The following is a 20,463-nucleotide window of genomic DNA, read 5'->3' as shown; positions in this document are numbered from 1 at the left end:
CTAACGTTAACTAAATCATCTTTGTAGCCGTTACAGCCACCAATTTTAGGCGTTTGCTTTAAGGTAAGTGAACAAGTTTTTATAATGTTTACCTAACTTTTCAGCCTTTTTCTCTTTCGCTGCATTGCGAATCAACTGTTTGATCTTTTGGCGATCTATTTGTGGGAACTCAGCGATCAAGGCTTCAACGGCTTCTTTCCCTTGCTCAATTAACTCATCTCTAATGCCTTCTAAGCGAATAAACTTTGCTGTTTCTTGCTGGTGCTTATTAGCCATCACTTCAATAGCATGATGAATTGGCTCAAGGTCGGTTTCTAATAATACTTTGGCGGTATGACGAATGTGGCGACGTAAAGCTTCATGCTTATTACTAATTTTATCCGCTAATATCATAGCGTATTTTAAGTCTTCACTTAACGGCAAACGGCTACGTTGATGCTTTGACATTTCTATCAAGCTTTGGGCAAAATCTTGTAAATCATGCATTTCACGCTTTATTTCGGTTTTACTTTTTAATTCTTCTTCGATTTCTTCTGATGATTCGTCGATATCTTTAGCTGACTGGGGCATAATAATGTCTAATACCATGTTAAAATAAATAATAATTACACTTATTATATCACTAAAAAAATAATAATCTAAGTCGCTCTTTTATACCTTGGTGAATAATTACCGCTCTCGGTTGATCGATAATTTATCTTAATAGATATTAGACCTGTTACTCCTTAAAAAGAAAAGAGAAAGTAGAAACCAATATGACCATAGCCTCTAAATCGCATGATCCACTGATTAATCAACTCAGCGAGGTAAAAGCACGTGTTGCCACTGTCCTTGAATTAGCTAAATCACTTGGCGCAGATGGTGCTGAAGTAGCGATGAGCCGTCAACAAGGCTTAAGTGTTAGTACACGCATGGGTGAAGTTGAAAATGTTGAATTTACCAATGATGGCGCTTTAGGCATTACGGTTTACCGTGAAGGCCGAAAAGGTAGTGCTTCAACAGCCGACTTATCGGAGCAAGCTTTAACGCAAACGGTTACTGCAGCGATAAATATTGCTAAATATACTTCGGTAGATGATTGCTCTGGTCTTGCAGATAAAGAACATTTAGCAATGACACCATTGGATTTGGACTTATATCATCCACACGAAATAAGTACGGAAGAGGCGATTGAACTAGCAAAGGAATGTGAGCATAGTGCTTTAGCTGTTGACCCACGTATTTCTAATTCAGATGGCGCCAGCTTTGACACTTTTTCAGGCTTTAAAGTTTACGGTAATAGCCATGGTCAGTTAGTCGGTTATCCCAGTACTCGCCATAGTTTAAGTTGCGTGATGATTGCCAGTGAAAACGACCAGATGGAACGAGATTATGCCTACACGGTTAGTCGTGAATTCGCTTTATTAGAAAGCGCTAAAAATATTGGCTTACAAGCCTCACAAGAAGTGCTATCACGTTTAAATCCTCAAACGATTTCAACAGGTAAAGTACCGGTACTTTTTAGGGCGGATATTGCTAATACTATTTGGGGGCACTTTATTGCCGCGATTAGCGGTGGTAATTTATACCGTAAATCTTCGTTCCTACTCGATGCCATTGGTAATGACGTATTCCCTAAATTTTTAAATATCACAGAAAAACCCCATATTGCTCGGGCTTTAGCCAGTAGTGCCTTTGATAGCGAAGGAGTATTAACGCAAAATCGCGATATTATTAGCGAAGGCGTATTGCAAACCTATCTTTTAACTAGTTACTCTGCGCGTAAGTTAGGGCTAACTACCACAGGTCATGCGGGAGGCATTCATAACTGGTTGGTTGATGCCCAAGGTCATGACGGTAGTTTTGATGCTATGTTAAAGACTTTAGGAACGGGTTTACTTGTTACCGAACTCATGGGACAAGGAGTCAATGTAGTTAATGGCGATTATTCTCGCGGAGCGGCAGGGTTTTGGGTCGAAAATGGTGAGATTTCTTATCCAGTGAGTGAAATCACTATTGCAGGTAAGTTAGCTGATATGTTTAAAGGCATTGTCGCTGTAGGCTCTGATGTAGATATGCGCGGTAGTATTCGTACCGGGTCTATTTTGATTGATGAGATGCAAGTCGCAGGACATTAGCCAGTAAAATACCTGTTTAATCTACTTATAAAAACGTTATCGATTTTGTCATTGATAACGTTTTTTTATCAGTGGAATTTGTCAATACTCTGGTCGCTTGTCGATTCGTTAACTAACCTCAACTCTGGATAATGAATGTTAATTTTTTTAAGTACTTATTTATTATCAATCGCATAGCATAAACACCTATGCTATAAGTTTATTTATTCGTCTCAATATTGATAGTTTTGGTGAAAACAAGGCGGTATTACGTACCCAATAACTGGTTATTGGTAGGAATACCAACGCTGATATCGCCTAAAATAGCTTTTTGAGTAACTTTGCTTATCCAGAGTTGAGGTTAACTAACCTGAACTCTGGTTAATTAATGAATAGGGTAATATTAGGTCAGAAATAGTGTCGCTGTGCCTAGGAAAGCAAAAATCCCCAAGACATCGGTCACTGTAGTAATAATTACGCCACCAGCGAGAGCCGGATCAATTTTAAGGCGTTTTAATAAGAGCGGAATACTGACACCGGCTAAACCTGCTGCGGTCATATTCATTAGCATGGCAAACGCGATAACAGCGCCAAGCATTAAATCCTGTTTCCAAACTGCCACCACGGTCGCAATAAGCACCGCCCAAATAATGCCATTTAAAAAACCAATGGCAACTTCTTTGGTTAAGAGTGCGCGAGCATTACTCTCACCCACGTGGCCTAATGCCATACCACGAATAACCAGTGTTAAGGTTTGATTACCCGCAACGCCACCCATACTAGGCACGAGAGAATTCAATACCGCTAAAATAGCTAACTGTTCAAATATACCTTCAAACATACTGGTAACAGCGACTGCCATTAAGGCAGTAATAAGATTGACGCCAAGCCATAATGAGCGTTGCTTAGTACTTTTTATTACCGGGGCAAAGGTATCTGCTTCATCATCTAAACCGGCCATACTCATCATCGAATGCTCAGCATCTTCACGAATGATATCAATGACATCATCAATGGTAATACGACCAAGCAAATGTCCTGAGCCATCGACAACCGGGGCTGAAAACCAATCATGTCGTTCAAAAAGCTGCGCAACATCTTGTTCAGTCATATCTGCAGGCACCGCTTCAATTTCAGCATTAATAAGACTAGAAACGATAACATCAGTTTTAGCGGTTACTATAGAAGCCAGTGAAACCGCACCAATAAAGAGGTTTTTAGGGTCAACGACATAAAAGGAGTCAGTTGCTTCAGGCAGTTCACCTTTTTGTCGTAAATACCTCAAGACCACGTCAACACTTACATCAGGGCGTAAAGTGATGGTGTCGGTATTCATGATAGCGCCAGCAGTATCTTCTTGATAAGCTAAGGCTGCTTCTACTCGACTACGGTCCTGTGAGTCCATTGTGTTAAGGACTTGGTTAAATATACTGTCAGGTAATGTTCGTAATACCTCCGCTAAATCGTCGACATCCATGCCTTCGGCAACAGCAGCGAGCTTTTCAGGCCGCATACTTTTAAGGATACCTTTACGAACTTCTTCGTTAAGTTCTTCTAACACTTCACCGTGAAAGTCAGGATCAATGAGCTGCCAAAGTACCGGTCGGCTTTTTGTGGTCGAAGACTCTAAAATTAGGGCTAGATCATATGCAGGCATGTTCTGGAGTAACTTTCGCACGTAGACGAACATGCCACTACCAAGGGCTTCGTTAACTTGCTGCAACCGTTGTTGGTTAAACTCTTGCTCTGATACTTCTGGCATAGCGAATCTGCTTTTTTAGTGATGAGTGCACAGAAAACCCTCTAAAGAGTGTACCGCTGAAAAACTGGCTAACGGAGGGTTATTTGATGATAGAAAATCGCTTTAGTAGAAACAGCTGAAATTCAACTTAAGTTTATCGTAAGTGAGTGGTTTTATCAGCTTTTTTATCTTTGATGTTAGTCTTTATCGTTAGCTTTTGTCATTCTGCTTCGTCAAATTTATCAGAGATTAATTGGCAAATTTCAGCTAACGCCAATTGTGCATCTTTACCTTGGGCTGTGATTTTAACACTTTTACCTTGACCGCCAGCTAACAGCATTAGTGCCATAATGCTGTTGGCATCAGCTTCTTTACCGGCTAATTCTAGGGTTATTTTAGCGGTAAATCTTTGACTTAGTTGCGCAAGTTTAGTGGCAGCACGCGCGTGTAAACCTAGTTTATTGCAAATGGTAACTTGCTTAGATAGCACACTCACAGCACTGTGGGCTTTTTAGGTTGATTTAACATCAATATCTCGATGGTGAGTTTGGATGTCTTCTCGCTCTTTACGGAAGTTTTTTGCCAACATTTCTGCGATATAAACGGATCTATGCTTACCGCCAGTACAACCGATGGCTATAGTGACATAGCTACGATTATTACGTTCTAAATGTGGTAACCAAGTCATCATGAAGTTGTTTATTTGCAATATGAACTTAGTCACTATGGTTTGACTGGCTAGGAACTCCTTCACCTCGAGGTCAATGCCAGTTTTACCTTTGAGTGATTTCTCCCAAAAAGGATTGGGTAAAAAACGCGCATCAAAGACATAATCTGCATCAACCGGGATACCGTGTTTAAAACCAAAGGATTCAAATACCAGCACCATAGAACCTGTTTTTTTACCTAAAATCCTCTCTCTCACTAAGTCAGCAAGTTGATGAGGAGTGAGTTGGCTAGTATTGATATATAAATCGGCGTTAGTGGAGATCGGCTCTAGTAATGTCTTCTCGAGTGTAATCGCTTGCTCAAGCGGAATATTCTTTTTAATAAGTGGGTGTAAGCGGCGAGTTTCACTAAAGCGTCTAATTAAGTCTTTATCATCCGCATCAAGAAAGAGAGTATTGACATCGACGGCTCTAGGTAAATAGGCAATGATTTCCGGAATATCCTGGGGATCTTCAGGTAAGTTTCGAACATCTAAACTTACTGCGACATTATCATAATCGTTGATTACCGTGTGAGTTAACGCCGGTAAAAGATTAATAGGAATATTATCTACGCAATAATAGCCGAGATCTTCTAATACGCGTAGCGCAACTGATTTACCTGAGCCAGAACGACCACTGACGATGATTAATTTCATTTATTATCTTCCGACTACTGTGTTATATAGCGCTAGCTTGCTTGTTGAATCAAGTTATAGAGTGCTAGGGTATCATGGCATTTTCTTACCTGTTTAAGCATTTTTTTGTCACTGAATAATTTAGCAATATTTTGCAGGGTATTTAAATGCTCTTGACAGCTATGTTCAGGTACAAATAATGCGACAAAAATGTCTACATCTCTGTTATCTATGGCATCAAAATCAATGGCCTTTTCCAGGGTAATTAACACCGCTACCGCCTTACTAGCATTGGGCAGTCGACCGTGAGGAATAGCGATGCCATTGCCAATCCCCGTACTGCCCACTTTTTCTCTAGCCAACAAACTCTCTAAAAGTTGGTATGGCTCAAAATCTGGGAGTTGATTGGCGGCGAGTTGAGATATTGTTTCAAGAACTCTTTTTTTACTGCTTACTGTTTCATCACAGCGAGTACAGCTTGTTGTTAGTATTTCTGATAATTGCATAATAGTGCTATTAGTTTTAGGCGCCCGTGTGTGCTATTCATTTAGCTAAGGGCGCCAGATCTTACTTGCTTTAATTTCTTTAAAGCATTATCTAAGGTGACTCAACTTAATGCTGGGAAACCTTGCCTTTATATTTGAGAACTTGTCGGTCGAGTTTATCAACTAAGGTATCAATTGAGACATACATATCGGCATTTACCGCTGAAGCAAATACTTCACTGCCATTAATATGCACGCGGGCTTCTGCTTTTTGGATCAGCTTTTCAACAGTAAGTACGATGTGAATATTATTGATGTGATCAAAATGTCGCTCAAGCTTTGAAAACTTATTATCAACATATTCGCGTAATGAACTTGTTACTTCTACATGGTGGCCAGAAAGATTAATTTGCATAAGCATGATCCTTTTTTGTAGTCTCTAAAGTAAACTCTTACGTTGGTTTGACGGTGGGATCGCTAACGATTCCCGGTATTTAGCAATTGTGCGTCGCGCCACTTTTATTCCCTGCTCGGCTAATAAATCAGCCATTTTACTATCACTTAACGGCTTCGCAGGATTTTCCGCTAAAATGAATTTTTTAATTAAAGAACGAATTGCTGTCGATGAGCACTCGCCACCATTTTCTGTACTGACATGGCTAGAGAAGAAATATTTTAGCTCAAAGATACCTCTTGGTGTATGCATATATTTTTGAGTGGTGACACGAGATATCGTGGACTCATGCATATCAACAGCCTCAGCTATATCATTTAACACCATAGGGCGCATAGCTTCTGCGCCATGCTCTAAAAAGCCTTGCTGACGTTGTACTATGCAGTTTGAAACTTTAAGTAGGGTGTCATTACGTGACTCTAAACTTTTGATAAACCATTTAGCTTCTTGTAGGTTTGATCTAATAAATTGGCCATCATTGGTTGATGATTTCATTGTTTTCGACATCGCCGCATATTGCTTGTTTATCGAAAGTTTTGGTGCTGTGTCTGAGTTCAGTTCAACTATCCATCGACCATTTTTCTTTTCAACGGTGACATCAGGTATAACGTATTGATCATCCCCTTTAATAACCGCATCACCAGGGCGCGGGTTTAAGCTTTGGATTAAACGCATGACTTCACGCAATTGATCTTCTTTTAGCTTAGTCTTACGCATTAATTGGCGGTAATCTCGATTACCCAGTAAATCAATATGCTCACGGATAATTAATTTACTTTCTTTTAGATAAGGCGTATCAGCGCTAAATTGGTTTAATTGAATAAGTAAACAATCGGGAATTGAGCGGGCGGCGATACCAATAGGGTCGAACATATTAATACGTTTCAGTACGGCTTCTACTTCATCAAGCTCTAGATTGTCAGTACCAACACTTTCAAGGATATCTTCAGGGGATACGGTTAAATAACCCGCAGTATTAACCGCTTCGATAATGGCAATCGCGATGGTTTTATCGGTATCAGTGAAGGGGGTTAATTCCATTTGCCATAATAAATGATCTTGGATTGAATCACGGGTTTCACCTTGATAAGTGAAATCATCAGCGGGGCTGCTTACCGCACCCGTATTGGATACTCCTGCACTGTAACTCTCTTCCCACGTGGTATCGATATTAAGTTCTTCGGGGATCTCACTTTTCGCCATAGCTTCAGCGGTACTGATTTCGTCTATACTTGCCTGTTGCTCTTCACTGCCGTCGGACGTCGGTTGCTCGTCAGTTTTATCATTAGTATTGGTGGAGAAAGCTTCTTCGAGATTATTTTTATCACTATCACTATCACTATCATTTTGAGACTTTTCATCAAGCTCAAGTAATGGGTTGCTCTCTAAAATTTCTTGAATTTCTTGTTGTAACTCTAACGTCGACAATTGCAGTAGCTTAATCGCTTGTTGCAACTGCGGGGTCATGGTTAATTGTTGTCCAATACGGAGCTGTAATGTAGGGCGCATCTAGGTTATATAATTTCCTATTTATTATTCTAAGCAGCTACTTTTAGCATTGAATAGCTACTTTTATCAAATTGGTCTGGTTAATATTTTTAAGTTATCGCTTAACTTATACAGTAACTATAGCGTGAATTGTTCACCTAGGTATACATCTCTGACTTTTTGATTAGCAAGTATTTCCTCAGCAGTACCTTGGGCAATTATTTCACCATGGCTGACAATATAGGCGTGCTCGCAAACGTCTAGTGTTTCTCTGACATTATGATCCGTGATCAATATACCAATGCCTCGTTGTTTTAACTGTAAGATGATTTTTTTGATATCGCCAACTGAAATAGGGTCAACACCAGCAAAAGGTTCATCAAGTAAAATAAACTGCGGATCTGCTGCTAAGGCTCGAGCAATCTCTACCCGCCGTCTCTCACCGCCCGATAAGCTCATGCCGGTATTGTCTTTAATATGACAAATATGAAACTCTTCTAATAAGTGCTCAAGCTTCTCTACGCGTTGTGCTTCAGTTAGCTCTTTTCGTGTTTGTAATATCGCCATGATATTGTCAGAAACAGTAAGTTTCCTAAAGATAGAGGCTTCTTGAGGTAAGTAGCCTATTCCTCTTCGAGCTCTTTCGTGCATAGGAGCAAGGGTTAGGTCTTCCCCGTTTAATTTGATAGAGCCGTTATCATTGGGGACTAAGCCGACGATCATATAAAAAGAGGTGGTTTTACCGGCGCCATTTGGGCCTAATAAACCAACGATTTGGCCCGCATTGACTTGTAAGCTAACATTTTTCACAACCTGTCTGTTTTTATAAGATTTTGACAAACTATCGGCAATAAGGGTATTAACCTTGGCTGCGCTTGGTGTATTAGAGGTCACTGTTGTCACCATCTTTTTTTATTGTTGTTTTGCTATTGGCTTCGGTAGGCTTTTTTTCTTTAGACTTTTCGTGCGTCTCTTTTTGATTTTTTAATATTGTTGGTTGCAGCACGGTAGTAACCGGTCGGTTATCAGCGCTTTGTGCTTCGAGCTGTTCAGTTAAGGTGTTATAAGTAATGATATCACCACTGACTTCACTGCCTGCTTGTTTCACCAATGCGTTACCCGAAATGGTGATATTGTTTGAATTTGGGTTATAGGTTATTTCATCGGCTTGTAAGCTGATAAGGCTGCCATCGTCGAGCATTTGTTGAAAAATAGCCGGTTTACCTTTAGCTAGATAAGTATCGCTTTTGATACCCGTTTTTTTATCAATAAGGCTGAATACTTTAACAATGTCGGCAGTAATAGAGATAGAGCCTTGACGAATACTGACATTACCTAAATAACTAGCGATTTTATTTTTAAGATCGGCAGCTTGTCTTTGTGATTTGATGGTGATTTCTTGTTCTAAATCTTTATTAGCAGCTTGCGCAGGGCTTAAAAGAATAAGGCTACAAGTCAATGCAAGTACTCTAAAAGTACTCTTTGTTATATTAGCTTTCATCTTGGTGTTTATAAATAGTGCGTTCATGCTGGGTTAGGGTCATCTGTTTAGTGTTTAAATCGATTATTAATCCAGAGCCGTACATAGTGAAGTCTTTACCTATCACCACCACGGCTTGCTCGGAACTAATGATATTAGTTTTTAAATCTAGTGCGATCGTTTTGCAATGAATTTCTTTTATTAAACTGTCAATTTCAGTGGCTCTTATACGGACATTATGCTTTAGCTCAACACGATTATCTTTATAAAGTGTTGCTTCTTGAGCACTGATTTCCCAAGGCTTACCTTCTTTTTTCGGATACAAGGTGTAATTGGGTAACTCAAAGAAACTGACTTCTAAATCTGCATAGTGCTCCATGCGCTCGGCTTCAATAGTATGTGATAGTAGCCCTACGTCACTGTAAATTTTACTGCGTAATTGCTCGGCAATAAAGTCAGGTCTCTGCTCATCAACAATCAAGGTGTCTTCTTCAATCGAAGAATTACGCCACTCCATGATGCCATATACTAACGCACTTAACAGCAAGACAAATAGCGCTAGGCTATTTAATCGATTCATACACTTGCACCTGTGGCACTGTCTAAGTTACCTTGGCTTTGCATAATTAAATCACAAGTTTCACGAACCGCACCGAAACCGCCACGAGTGAAAGTGGTATAATTGGCCGCGTTAAGTACCAACGGATGGCCATCGGATACGCTGATGCCAAGGCCGACAGCTTCTATGCAGGGTAAATCGGGTACATCATCACCGATATAAGCGACTTCTTTAAGGTCAATGCTGAGTTGTTGAGTTAATTCAACCAGTGCGGGTAACTTATTTTCTTGCCCTTGGATAATATGCGCTACATTTAACGCTTTCATACGGTTGGCGACAATGGCAGAGTTTCTGCCGGTAATAATAGCGACAGCAACACCGCTAGCCCCGAGTGCTTTTATGCCAAAACCATCTTTAGTATGAAAGGCTTTGAGTTCTTCGCCGTTATTGCCTAAATAAATTCGGCCATCAGAAAAAACACCATCAACATCACATACCAGTAATTTTATTTGCTTAGCTTTAGCTAAAACTTGGTTTTGCACTTCGCCGTATAAAGTATTCATTAAAGTACTCCTGAGCTTAAGAGATCATGCATATTCATCGCCCCTACAGGAACATTGTTGTTATCGACAATAATAAGACCGTTGATCTTTTTATCTTCCATAATTTTTATGGCCTGTGCTGCGAGCATATCACGATGCGCGACGCTTGGATTGTGGGTCATTACGGTACTGATATTATCGCTGTGAATATCAATTCTATTATCTAATACTCTGCGTAGGTCACCATCGGTAAATAAGCCGACAAGTTGCTGTTGTTCGTTAACTACCGCCGTCATGCCTAAGCCTTTTAAGGACATTTCAACTAAGGCATCTTTGATAAGTGCGTGTTCAGTTACTACGGGCAGTCGTTCTCCTTGATGCATAATATCGTTTAGGCGAAGGAATAGGCGCTTTCCTAAACTGCCTCCCGGGTGAGATAAAGCAAAATCGTCAGCAGTAAAACCACGGGCATTTAGCAAAGCGACGGCTAATGCATCCCCCATCACTAAAGCAGCCGTAGTACTTGATGTTGGCGCTAAACCGAGCGGACAAGCTTCAGCCGAAACCTTAATGCATATATGGGTGTCGGCTAATTTAGCTAAGGTTGAATCAGTATTACCTGTCATTGAAATTAATTTAGCGCCAATGCGCTTAATAACCGGGATGATAGCTAGTACTTCGCTAGTTTCACCTGAATTAGAGATGGTTAACACCACATCACTACTGGTGACCATACCTAAATCGCCATGACTGGCCTCGCCTGGGTGAACAAAAAATGACGGTGTACCTGTACTGGCAAGTGTCGCTGCGATTTTACCGCCAATATGGCCAGACTTACCCATACCAATTACGATCACACGACCTTTACAATGAAACATCAGTTGACAGGCTAGTTCAAAGTTATCATCAATAAATTGCTCTAATTCAGCAATGGCTTGTTGCTCAATTTTAATGACATTCTTGGCTAATTGTTTAAAATTTTTCATAATGATTGATTTATATCAGCTTTTATTATGACAATTGACTAAAAAGTAATACTTGATAAGCGATAAAGCTTAACAGTAATAAGGCACCTTTTGCACGAGTAATTCTAAAGGCACCAAAGCGGCGACTAAAACATAAAATGAATAACAGTAAAGTCACCCCTAACATGTAAGGCGCATCTCTACTGGCAGCCGAGGGATCAATATCACCCGGTGTAATTAGACCGGCAATAGGTAATACCGCTAAAATATTAAAGATATTTGAGCCAATGATATTACCTAACGCTAAATCATCTTCTTTTTTAATAATACTCATGATACTTGCGGCGAGCTCTGGCAAGCTAGTACCTATGGCAATAATAGTGAGGCCAATAACTAAGTCACTAATACCGAATTCTTTAGCAATAAATACCGAGGAATCAACCAAAAAGCTCGCACTCAATGGTAATAAAATGATACCAACGCCTAACCAAAGCAAGGATAACTTCATACTTACCGCGGGAGCAACGTCCTGCTCTGCCTCGATAATTAACGGGTCATCACTCGGTTTTCCTTGGGTTTGCTTTAACGTGATAACAAGTAAGGCAATGATATAAATGGCAAAGCCTGACATTAAAATTATGCCGTCAATGAAGCTTAAATTATTATCAATCAGTAGCCAATAACCTAAGGCCGTGACAGCTAAAATAAGTGGGATTTCACGTTTTATTGTTTGTGACGAAACTGTTAACGGTTGGAGCAAAGCCGTAAGACCAAGTACCATAGCAATATTGGTTATATTTGAACCAATAGCATTACCAATGGCGGTATCTGGGTTACCTTGCATTGATGCTGTTGCCGCTACCATCATCTCTGGTGCGGAAGAGCCCATGGCAACAATGGTTAAACCAATAATCATGGGGGAAATGCCTAGATTTCTCGCTAACGATGAAGCGCCAAAGACGAATTTATCAGCACTCCAAACTAAAGCAATCAGGGCAATGAGTAATATAAAAATTTGTTCTAGCATTAATGACTCCAAAGTTAAGAGTAAATTGTCGCTCGTTGTAAGGGAAAAAAGAAGTATTAATGTCAACAATTCGAAAATAATATTGTTTTGCTTTAGTTTTAAGCGGATTCAATCAGTTTCTTACAATTTTTACCTCGAAATTCCTTTATTTCTAATGAAGAATTATTGTTGCTCAGGTAAAATCCATAGTTATTAAAGAATTTACATTGCTAATTAAGCAATTAAAAGAAACAGTGACGTTGAACGATGACAAACTCCACACCGACAGTAAATTTGGTTGAAATTGAAAACCTAACCTTTAAACGAGGTGAACGTGTCATATTTGACGATATCAGCTTGTCTATCCCTCAAGGGAAAGTTACCGCTATTATGGGGCCAAGCGGCATAGGTAAAACAACCTTGCTGCGTTTAATTGGCGGTCAAATAAGACCTGAAAGTGGTAATATATTTTTTGATGGTAAAAATATCCCGAAACTCTCTCGTACTGACTTATATGCTGCTCGTAAGCATATGAGTATGCTTTTTCAAAGTGGCGCGTTATTCACCGATATGAGTGTTTTTGATAATATTGCTTTCCCAATAAGAGAGCACACTCAGCTATCTGAAGCCATCATTGAGAAGATTGTCCTGATGAAACTTGAAGCCGTTGGCCTTCGTGGTGCCAGGCACTTGCAACCGAATGAACTCTCTGGTGGCATGGCGCGCCGCGTCGCATTGGCACGAGCAATCGCTTTAGATCCTGAGTTGATTTTGTATGATGAACCTTTTGCAGGTCAAGATCCTATTTCGATGGGTGTTATTGTTCGCTTAATCCGTTCCTTAAGTGATGCACTTGGTTTAACTTCTGTTGTGGTCTCTCATGATGTCCCTGAAGTAATGAGCATCGCAGATTATATTTATATTGTCGCCGGAAAGAAAGTGATAGGACATGGTACGCCTGAGCAGATTCGCCAAGACACGTCTCCTTTGGTGCAGCAGTTTGTACGAGGCGATGCCGATGGTCCAGTACCTTTCCATTATGATGCACCTGCTTATCGTGATGAACTCGTCAAACAATATTAGGGAAGAGTAAACTAAATGAATTTTTTTCAATGCAATCATTTTCGATGTAATAACTTTCGATATAATAATATACGAGGCATAAAGTAGTGCAGCAGTTACAGTTTTTGGGTAAGCAAACCCTTGATATGATAAGTGGGTTGGGGCGTGCGGTTATATTATTATTATCGGCATTATTGCATGTGCCTAATTTCCGTAAAGGTACACCGCTGTTAATGCAGCAGTTGTATAGTGTCGGTGTACTATCTTTATTAATAACCATAGTGTCAGGCACATTTATTGGCATGGTATTAGCCTTACAAGGTTATACCATTTTGGTAGGCTATGGTGCTGAAGCTAGCTTAGGCCCTATGGTAGCTCTATCTTTATTACGCGAACTTGGCCCTGTCGTTGCTGCTTTGTTATTTGCAGGGCGAGCAGGCTCTGCCTTAACGGCTGAAATAGGCTTGATGAAAGCCACAGAGCAGTTATCAAGTTTAGAGATGATGGCGATTGATCCCTTAAGACGCGTTATAGCGCCACGCTTTTGGGCGGGGTTTATAAGCTTACCGCTATTGGCGGCAATTTTCTCTATGGTTGGCATACTTGGCGCTCATGTTGTCGGTGTTGGTTGGCTTGGCGTTGACGGAGGTACTTTTTGGTCAGTGATGCAAGACCAAGTTGATTTTGAAAAAGATATTTTAAATGGCATTATTAAAAGTATTGTTTTTGCTTTTATCGTTATGTGGATAGCGGTATATAAAGGCTATGATTGTGAGCCAACGTCAGAGGGTATAAGCCGGGCGACGACCTCAACTGTGGTACAATCATCCTTATTAGTTTTATGTTTAGATTTCATTTTAACGGCATTAATGTTCGTAAAGTAATTACGTTAATTATTATTCTCGTTTAATTTTTGTTGAATTTTTTATTACAAGGCGTTGGTGGAAGACATGGTGTCTAAGAAAATAGAGTTATTGGTAGGTTTATTCGTTGCATTAGGTATTGCAGCATTATTAATGTTGTCGCTGAAAGTGGCAAATTCTGGTATCGGCGGTGGTGGAGAGAGTTATCAGCTTTTTGCTAAATTTGATAATATTGGTGGCTTAAAAGTTCGTTCACCGATAAAAATTGGTGGTGTTGTTGTGGGTCGCGTTAGCGATATATCCCTAGATACAGAAGATTACACACCGGTAGTTACCCTGGACATTTATATCCAGTATGACCAGTTTTCTGACGCAACTTCGGTAGCTATTTTAACGGCAGGCTTATTGGGTGAACAATATTTAGGTGTGCAACCAGGTTTTATCGATGAATCGGTTGATATGTTGCAGCCAGGCGATTTTATTGAAGATACTAAACCAGCACTTGTCTTGGAAGAATTAATTGGTCAGTTTTTATTCAGTCAAGGAAGTGATGATGAATAGTAAGATAAGTTTATTTTCACACTTTACCGGAAAACGCCAAGGTACTATTTTAGTTGTCATCATTAGTTGTCTTTTATCGACACTCTCTTTTAGCCAAATGACTGTGGCAAGTAATGTTGTTAACAATACCAGCTCAACAACAGAAGTTAAGCAAAAAACTATAGATCAAAGCAACCCCTATAAAATGGTGAAAAGTGCGGCAGAAAAAACCTTTAAACGATTTTCTAGTGAGCAGCAGGCAATTCAAGAAAACCCTAATTTATTGAAAGATATAGTGCGTGAAGAACTTATGCCTTATATCAATCATAGGTACTCAGCGTTTAAAGTCATTGGCAAACACTTAAAAAACACCACCGCGGAAGAACGTAGTGAGTTTGTGCCTGTTTTTCGTGAGTATTTAATAACTTCTTATGCGCAAGTCTTTACCCTTTATGAAAACCAACCTGTAGAGTTTGCTCCTGAAAAATCCTTTGCCGATAAAAGGATCGTGGCGGTTCGTACTAAAATTATCATGTCTGGCAGAGATGACATTGATGTTTCTTTTAAAGTGAGATTAAATAAAAAAACTCAACAATGGCAAGCATTTGATCTGGTGGCTGAAGGTGTTAGTTTACTTGATGCAAAACAAGCAGAGCTAAGTAGTATTATTAGACAAAAGGGCTTACCTTATGTTACCGAGCTCTTAAAAATAAAGAGCACTAGGGATATCGTCATTAAAAACAGAGCCGTAAAGGGTAAAGGCTCTGTCGTTAAGATTGATAAGGATAAATAGTGAGTAAAGCGAATATAGTCCTAAATCACGGTACTCTTGCCATTTCAGGTGAGTTAAGTCGTCATAGCGTGGCACAAATAAAAAATAATGAATATATTAAGTGGTTCGACCATAGAGCTGTTAATGTTGACTTAAGACATGTAAGTAAGATAGATACCGCTGGTCTAGCTTGGTTGTTCTACCTGTTAGAGCAAGCAATGAAAAGCTCTTGTCAGTTAAGTTTTAGCAATATCCCTGAGAAATTAACTAAACTAATTGCTTTAAGTGGTGTAGATGGCTTATTACCCGTAAACTGTGATTAGTAACCATATATACCCAAACCGCGTGAAACATGCATCTTCAAGTGGCTTGGGTATCAATAACGAACAAAGGAGACTCCCTTGGAAGTTGGTGAGATTGAACAATTAGTAAGTAAATTAATAAACGAGGCCCTTGAACTTGATGAAGTTCATGTAACATTTGATGGCTCTCAATGCCGTATTAATGCAGTTAGCGATATGTTTGATGACTTAAGCCGTGTTAAGCGTCAACAAGCGGTTCTTAAGCCATTAGCTGAAATTATAAAAGACGGTACAATTCACGCAGTGACAGTCAAAACATTTAGTAAAGCACAGTGGAAGCGCGATAAACTGTTTAATTAACAGTAAAGTTGTTACTAAAATGTTTTTTTAATGCCTAGTTTTTTATTGCTAGGCATTTTTGTGTATACTGATTCGATATTTTTTAATCATTTTTAAATAAGTAGTAGTTATTTTGGACGCATTTAAAGTTATTGGTGGTAAACCACTACGCGGCGATGTCGTGATCTCTGGAGCAAAAAACGCTGCTCTTCCTATTTTGATGTCAGCACTATTATCTAAAACAGCTATTGTTTTTAGTAATGTACCGAAACTTAATGATATTTTAACAACAGTTAAATTATTAGGTCAATTAGGCGCTAAAACAGAATGGCTTGGTGAAGACAAATTAATGATCGATGCTAGCCATATTGATACTTGTCGTGCACCTTATGATTTAGTAAAAACTATGCGCGCTTCAATCCTAGTCTTAGGTCCATTATTGGCTCGAATGGGGCATGCTGAAGTATCTTTACCTGGTGGTTGTGCTATCGGCGCAAGACCGGTTAATTTACATATTCAAGGCTTGAAATTGATGGGGGCTGATATTACTGTTGAAGACGGTTATATTGTTGCTAAAAATCAAGGCCGTTTGTCTGGCGCCACTATCTTCATGGATACTGTTAGTGTTACCGGTACTGAAAATCTCATGATGGCTGCGGCATTAGCTGAGGGTATTACGGTTATCGAAAATGCTGCGCGTGAGCCCGAAATTGTTGATCTCGCCAATTGTTTAACTAGTATGGGTGCTAAAATTAGTGGTGCTGGCACTAACACTTTAACCATTGAGGGTGTTAGTGAGCTCCGTGGTAAAGAATATACGGTTATGCCTGATCGCATTGAAACGGGTACTTTCTTAGTGGCAGCTGCAGTAACGCAAGGGCACATTAAGTGTTTAAATACCGATCCAAGTTCGTTGGAAATGGTGATAAGCAAGTTAAAAGAAGCAGGTGCAATTATTACCACAGGTGATGATTGGATTGAGCTTGAAATGACCGGCCCTGCAAAAGCTGTAAATGTAAAAACGGCACCGCACCCAGCCTTCCCAACTGATATGCAAGCCCAGTTTATGACTATGAACGTTTTAGCTGAAGGCACAGCAACGGTTATTGAAACTATTTTCGAAAACCGCTTTATGCATGTGCCTGAATTACAACGTATGGGCGCTGATATCACTTTAGAAGGAAATACTGCGATAGTGAAGGGAGTTGCTAGCCTTAACGGCGCACAAGTGATGGCAACCGATTTACGTGCATCGGCAAGTTTAGTGATTGCCGGTTTAGTGGCGAAAACACCTACGCAAGTTGATCGTATCTATCATATTGACCGTGGCTACTTATGTATTGAAGGTAAGCTGCAAGCTTTAGGCGCTGATATCACCCGTATTAAAGTAGATTAAGTAGATTAAGTATTTGCGATAAGAAGTGAATAAATAATCACTTGTTATCAACGAAGGCTAGTTCCTATTAAGGTGCTAGCCTTTTTTTATGTCTTTTCCTCGTACTGACATGCAGTTAACCTGAACTTTGGATAATGAATACTTGATGTTTAAATAAAAACAACAACTTAGATTATGAATAACGGGTTATTTATCGACGTTTTAACGCTGAGAATAGGATAAAGGGGAATATTGAGTAAGTGTTGCTTATCCAGAGTTCAGGTAGTTACTCATTTTAGGGCGTAGTGGAAAGGAATTATGTGAGAGATAACCTCATCTACGCTTATGTAACCTATATATGATGACGGTCGCATAGCACAAGGATGAGAGCCCGAGCAAGGGTTGTCAAAAAGAGCTTTTTAAGACAATAAAAAAGGACATCCTTTGCAGGTATGTCCTTCTTCAAACATCTATAAGTTAGCTATTAGCTAACCTATACTTTGCTAATTAAAGAGCAACGATGTTTTCAGCTTGAGGGCCTTTCTGACCGTCAGTAACTGTAAATTCAACTTTTTGACCTTCAGCAAGAGTTTTAAAACCGTCACCAACGATAGCGTTGAAGTGAGCAAAAACGTCTGGGCCGTTTTCTTGCTCGATAAAACCAAAACCTTTAGCTTCGTTAAACCATTTTACTGTACCAGTAGTAGTAGACATAAGTGTATCCTATAAATATTTAAGAGTAATTGTGCTGACAATTTTGTATTAAAACATCATTGACAACGGGCTTGCTAAAAAGAGTTGCTATTACTTATAAATCAGGACGTGTTACAGATATCTTATCTAAGGTAAGCATGAGATAACATCGAAATGGTGTACAAAAAAATAAAACTAACTTCAAGCTGGGTGCATTATATAGCGAGTAATATTTATGTCAAGCCTAAGTGTGCATTAAACTGCAAGATTAAATAGAACCTAACGCTTGCAGCCTAATTTATTCGTTATAATTTAAACTCTTGTACTGATTGTTGCAGCTCTTCTGCTAAACGAGCAACTTCACTACTTGAGGCCGCCGTTTGTTTTGAGCCAGCCGTTGTTTGTTCGGCAATGGTTACAATCGATTCAAGATTTTCGCTTATTTCATGCGCAACAACGCTCTGCTCTTCGGCTGCGGTTGCTATCTGTGAACTTCGGTCGAAAGCCTCGTGTACGGCTTGAGTAATAACTTCTAGTGCTTGATCTGCTTCTTCACTTTGTTTAACACACTCACCGGCTTTAGCTTTACCTGCATCCATCACCGTTACGGCTTTGCCTGCACCTGATTGCAATGCTTCTATCATGGTTTGAATTTCTGAAGTAGATTCTTGTGTTCGACTGGCAAGGGTACGAACTTCATCAGCAACAACGGCAAAACCTCGGCCTTGTTCACCTGCGCGTGCTGCTTCAATTGCGGCATTTAGTGCCAGTAGGTTTGTTTGTTCGGCGATACCCCGTATCACATCTAATATGCCGCCAATAGAGGCACTGTCTTGTTGTAGTTGATTAATCACTTGTGAAGCTGAGTCAACTTCTTGGGCAAGTAATTCGATAGTTTGACGGTTCCTAGCTGAGATTACTTTAACCCGTTCCGCTTCCTCATCAGCATGTTTTATTTCGCCTAAAGCATCGTTAGCACTGGCAAGGACGCTTTGTGAAGTACTGCTCATTTCAGTGGTTGCTGAAGCGGCTTGTTCCAATTGATTACGCTGTTCTTCAATGGCCGTGGTGCTTTGTGCAGTCACCGCCGAGGTTTGCTCTGCGGCCGCAGCAAGTTGGGCTGAGCGATTAACAATGCTTTCAATTAAGGTACGTAAGCTATCAATTAATAAATTACAGTTTTTAGAAAGTTCAGCAAATTCATCTTTACCGCTTTCATCAAGCTTCATTGACAGGTCACCAGAGGCAACTATATTGAGCATTTGGTTCACTCGTGCTAGCGGGCGCGTAATACCAACAAGGGTTGCTCTAGCAATAACTAGGGCTACTACAATAGAAATGAGCATAATAATGATGGTCTGGGTGTTTCCTCGGTTTACTGAGTCTGTTACTAATTGACTTGCATCGACGGAGGTTTTATTGGCAAGTTCAATTTGCTTTTCTAACACGCTATTAACTTGTTTAGCTGCTTGCTCTTCTTGTCTTAGCATTGTTGTGGCTTTTTTATTAGCGGCTAATTGAGCTGATTTATGAGCGAAAATACCGTTTCGTTGGGATAGTAGTGTCTGAATTTCATTAAATGCTACAGCAACTTCTTGTGATAAATTGTTTAGCCCATGGATATTTAGTTCTACAATTATATTATCAACAGACTTAGCAGCTTCACTCATGCTACGCGAAATTTCACCCTCAATTAGTTGGGCGGTACTTTTATCGAGGATATCACGATATTCAAATGAAGAAGAGACAACTGAGTTGAACTGATTTTCCAAATACTCACTTAAACTGATCGCTTGTTGCAATTGAGTATCGGCAAGTTCATGGTCAGCCAAGTCTAAAAGAAGCATCACAGTATCATCAGCTTTTTCTTCTAAAATATCTACTTTGTCGGTCAAGAGTCGCTGTTGCTGGATACTCATTTTACGGCTATCAAACAAATCGATGCCTGCTTTGTGGAAACTAGCATAACGTTGGTCTACTTGATTAAGGTTGTTGAATAAGTCAGCTTGCCCAGCAACATTTTGTTTTAATTCTTCTAATTCGCTGCTAAACAGTACATTTATCTTGTTATAGTGACTTAGTTCTTTGGCGAGTTGCGATAGATCAACTTGATAGTAACCTTTTAACGTTAGGTTAGTCATTTGACTTAGCTCTAGCGCAAGCTTATTACTGGCTTTTAACGTAGGAATTGCCAGGGTATTTTGTTGCTGAGTTGACTCGCTAACGGTATTTAAATTAAGTAAAGATATGCCACTAATTATAGTGAGCAAAACAAACATAATGAAGAAACCGCCAATGATCTTTATTTTTACAGTTAAATTCATAGAATCCACCTAATTTAGGCTACTTGCCTAGT

At 39.7% G+C, this 20,463-nt stretch carries 23 protein-coding genes; 8 read left to right on the top strand and 15 right to left on the bottom strand.

Features of this window, described 5'->3' with window-relative positions; all coding sequences use genetic code 11:
• Window positions 1–45: 45 nt before the first annotated feature.
• Window positions 46–570 (bottom strand): ribosome biogenesis factor YjgA, encoded by a 525-nt coding sequence (gene yjgA, locus F580_RS0108470; RefSeq protein ID WP_026301342.1) that lies wholly within the window; start codon window positions 568–570, stop codon window positions 46–48.
• Between the two features lie 191 nt (window positions 571–761).
• On the opposite strand from yjgA, the gene pmbA reads away from it, so the two are divergent.
• Entirely contained in the window at window positions 762–2,117 is a 1,356-nt protein-coding gene (gene pmbA / locus F580_RS0108465; RefSeq protein ID WP_026301341.1) for a metalloprotease PmbA, read from the top strand.
• Between the two features lie 382 nt (window positions 2,118–2,499).
• On the opposite strand, the gene mgtE is transcribed toward pmbA, so the two are convergent.
• From mgtE to F580_RS0108405, 12 genes are all read right to left on the bottom strand, one after another.
• A complete protein-coding gene (gene mgtE / locus F580_RS0108460; protein WP_019027281.1) occupies window positions 2,500–3,858 on the bottom strand; it encodes a magnesium transporter in 1,359 nt (452 codons plus the stop codon).
• 199 nt (window positions 3,859–4,057) lie between these two features.
• Entirely contained in the window at window positions 4,058–4,333 is a 276-nt protein-coding gene (locus F580_RS0108455; RefSeq protein ID WP_040357064.1) for an HPr family phosphocarrier protein, read from the bottom strand.
• A gap of 15 nt (window positions 4,334–4,348) precedes the next feature.
• Complete coding sequence (gene rapZ / locus F580_RS0108450; protein ID WP_019027279.1) at window positions 4,349–5,203, bottom strand: RNase adapter RapZ; 855 nt, start codon at window positions 5,201–5,203, stop codon at window positions 4,349–4,351.
• A gap of 32 nt (window positions 5,204–5,235) precedes the next feature.
• Entirely contained in the window at window positions 5,236–5,688 is a 453-nt protein-coding gene (ptsN, locus tag F580_RS0108445) for a PTS IIA-like nitrogen regulatory protein PtsN (RefSeq protein ID WP_019027278.1), read from the bottom strand.
• A gap of 106 nt (window positions 5,689–5,794) precedes the next feature.
• On the bottom strand, window positions 5,795–6,082 hold the full coding sequence (gene hpf, locus F580_RS0108440; protein WP_019027277.1) for a ribosome hibernation-promoting factor, HPF/YfiA family: 288 nt from the start codon (window positions 6,080–6,082) through the stop codon (window positions 5,795–5,797).
• 24 nt (window positions 6,083–6,106) lie between these two features.
• A complete protein-coding gene (locus tag F580_RS0108435) occupies window positions 6,107–7,630 on the bottom strand; it encodes an RNA polymerase factor sigma-54 (protein WP_019027276.1) in 1,524 nt (507 codons plus the stop codon).
• Between the two features lie 117 nt (window positions 7,631–7,747).
• Complete coding sequence (gene lptB, locus F580_RS0108430) at window positions 7,748–8,515, bottom strand: LPS export ABC transporter ATP-binding protein (RefSeq protein ID WP_051092061.1); 768 nt, start codon at window positions 8,513–8,515, stop codon at window positions 7,748–7,750.
• Window positions 8,493–9,110 (bottom strand): lipopolysaccharide transport periplasmic protein LptA, encoded by a 618-nt coding sequence (gene lptA, locus F580_RS0108425; RefSeq protein WP_019027274.1) that lies wholly within the window; start codon window positions 9,108–9,110, stop codon window positions 8,493–8,495. Before lptA ends, lptB begins: the two co-directional genes overlap by 23 nt.
• On the bottom strand, window positions 9,100–9,669 hold the full coding sequence (gene lptC, locus F580_RS0108420; protein WP_019027273.1) for an LPS export ABC transporter periplasmic protein LptC: 570 nt from the start codon (window positions 9,667–9,669) through the stop codon (window positions 9,100–9,102). Before lptC ends, lptA begins: the two co-directional genes overlap by 11 nt.
• Window positions 9,666–10,211, bottom strand: a complete 546-nt coding sequence (kdsC, locus tag F580_RS0108415) for a 3-deoxy-manno-octulosonate-8-phosphatase KdsC (RefSeq protein WP_019027272.1) — start codon at window positions 10,209–10,211, stop codon at window positions 9,666–9,668. Before kdsC ends, lptC begins: the two co-directional genes overlap by 4 nt.
• Window positions 10,211–11,176, bottom strand: a complete 966-nt coding sequence (locus tag F580_RS0108410; protein ID WP_019027271.1) for a KpsF/GutQ family sugar-phosphate isomerase — start codon at window positions 11,174–11,176, stop codon at window positions 10,211–10,213. Before F580_RS0108410 ends, kdsC begins: the two co-directional genes overlap by 1 nt.
• A gap of 25 nt (window positions 11,177–11,201) precedes the next feature.
• The gene (locus F580_RS0108405; protein ID WP_019027270.1) at window positions 11,202–12,182 is read right to left on the bottom strand and encodes a calcium/sodium antiporter; all 981 of its coding nucleotides are present in this window, start codon (window positions 12,180–12,182) and stop codon (window positions 11,202–11,204) included.
• 246 nt (window positions 12,183–12,428) lie between these two features.
• Here F580_RS0108405 and mlaF point away from each other — a divergent pair, with 246 nt between their 5' ends.
• From mlaF to murA, 7 genes are all read left to right on the top strand, one after another.
• On the top strand, window positions 12,429–13,244 hold the full coding sequence (gene mlaF, locus F580_RS0108400) for a phospholipid ABC transporter ATP-binding protein MlaF (protein WP_019027269.1): 816 nt from the start codon (window positions 12,429–12,431) through the stop codon (window positions 13,242–13,244).
• 86 nt (window positions 13,245–13,330) lie between these two features.
• A complete protein-coding gene (gene mlaE, locus F580_RS0108395) occupies window positions 13,331–14,107 on the top strand; it encodes a lipid asymmetry maintenance ABC transporter permease subunit MlaE (RefSeq protein WP_019027268.1) in 777 nt (258 codons plus the stop codon).
• Between the two features lie 66 nt (window positions 14,108–14,173).
• The gene (gene mlaD, locus F580_RS0108390) at window positions 14,174–14,647 is read left to right on the top strand and encodes an outer membrane lipid asymmetry maintenance protein MlaD (RefSeq protein ID WP_019027267.1); all 474 of its coding nucleotides are present in this window, start codon (window positions 14,174–14,176) and stop codon (window positions 14,645–14,647) included.
• Window positions 14,640–15,419: an ABC transporter substrate-binding protein gene (locus F580_RS24205; RefSeq protein WP_019027266.1), complete on the top strand. Its 780-nt coding sequence runs from the start codon at window positions 14,640–14,642 to the stop codon at window positions 15,417–15,419. The genes mlaD and F580_RS24205 overlap by 8 nt, the downstream gene beginning before the upstream one ends.
• On the top strand, window positions 15,419–15,721 hold the full coding sequence (locus tag F580_RS0108380; RefSeq protein WP_019027265.1) for an STAS domain-containing protein: 303 nt from the start codon (window positions 15,419–15,421) through the stop codon (window positions 15,719–15,721). Before F580_RS24205 ends, F580_RS0108380 begins: the two co-directional genes overlap by 1 nt.
• Window positions 15,722–15,799: 78 nt before the next feature.
• Entirely contained in the window at window positions 15,800–16,060 is a 261-nt protein-coding gene (locus tag F580_RS0108375; protein ID WP_019027264.1) for a BolA family protein, read from the top strand.
• 112 nt (window positions 16,061–16,172) lie between these two features.
• Window positions 16,173–17,435, top strand: a complete 1,263-nt coding sequence (gene murA / locus F580_RS0108370; RefSeq protein ID WP_019027263.1) for a UDP-N-acetylglucosamine 1-carboxyvinyltransferase — start codon at window positions 16,173–16,175, stop codon at window positions 17,433–17,435.
• 486 nt (window positions 17,436–17,921) lie between these two features.
• Here the strand turns inward: murA and F580_RS0108365 are convergent, their stop codons facing one another.
• On the bottom strand, window positions 17,922–18,128 hold the full coding sequence (locus F580_RS0108365; RefSeq protein ID WP_011045258.1) for a cold-shock protein: 207 nt from the start codon (window positions 18,126–18,128) through the stop codon (window positions 17,922–17,924).
• Window positions 18,129–18,412: 284 nt separating this feature from the next.
• A complete protein-coding gene (locus F580_RS0108360) occupies window positions 18,413–20,431 on the bottom strand; it encodes a HAMP domain-containing methyl-accepting chemotaxis protein (protein WP_019027262.1) in 2,019 nt (672 codons plus the stop codon).
• Window positions 20,432–20,463: the final 32 nt, after the last annotated feature.

It is taken from the genome of Colwellia piezophila ATCC BAA-637, from assembly GCF_000378625.1.
Lineage (GTDB): Bacteria > Pseudomonadota > Gammaproteobacteria > Enterobacterales > Alteromonadaceae > Colwellia > Colwellia piezophila.
The sequence above is the reverse complement of the archived record's forward strand: the minus strand, read 5'-3'. Positions and strand labels throughout refer to the sequence as shown.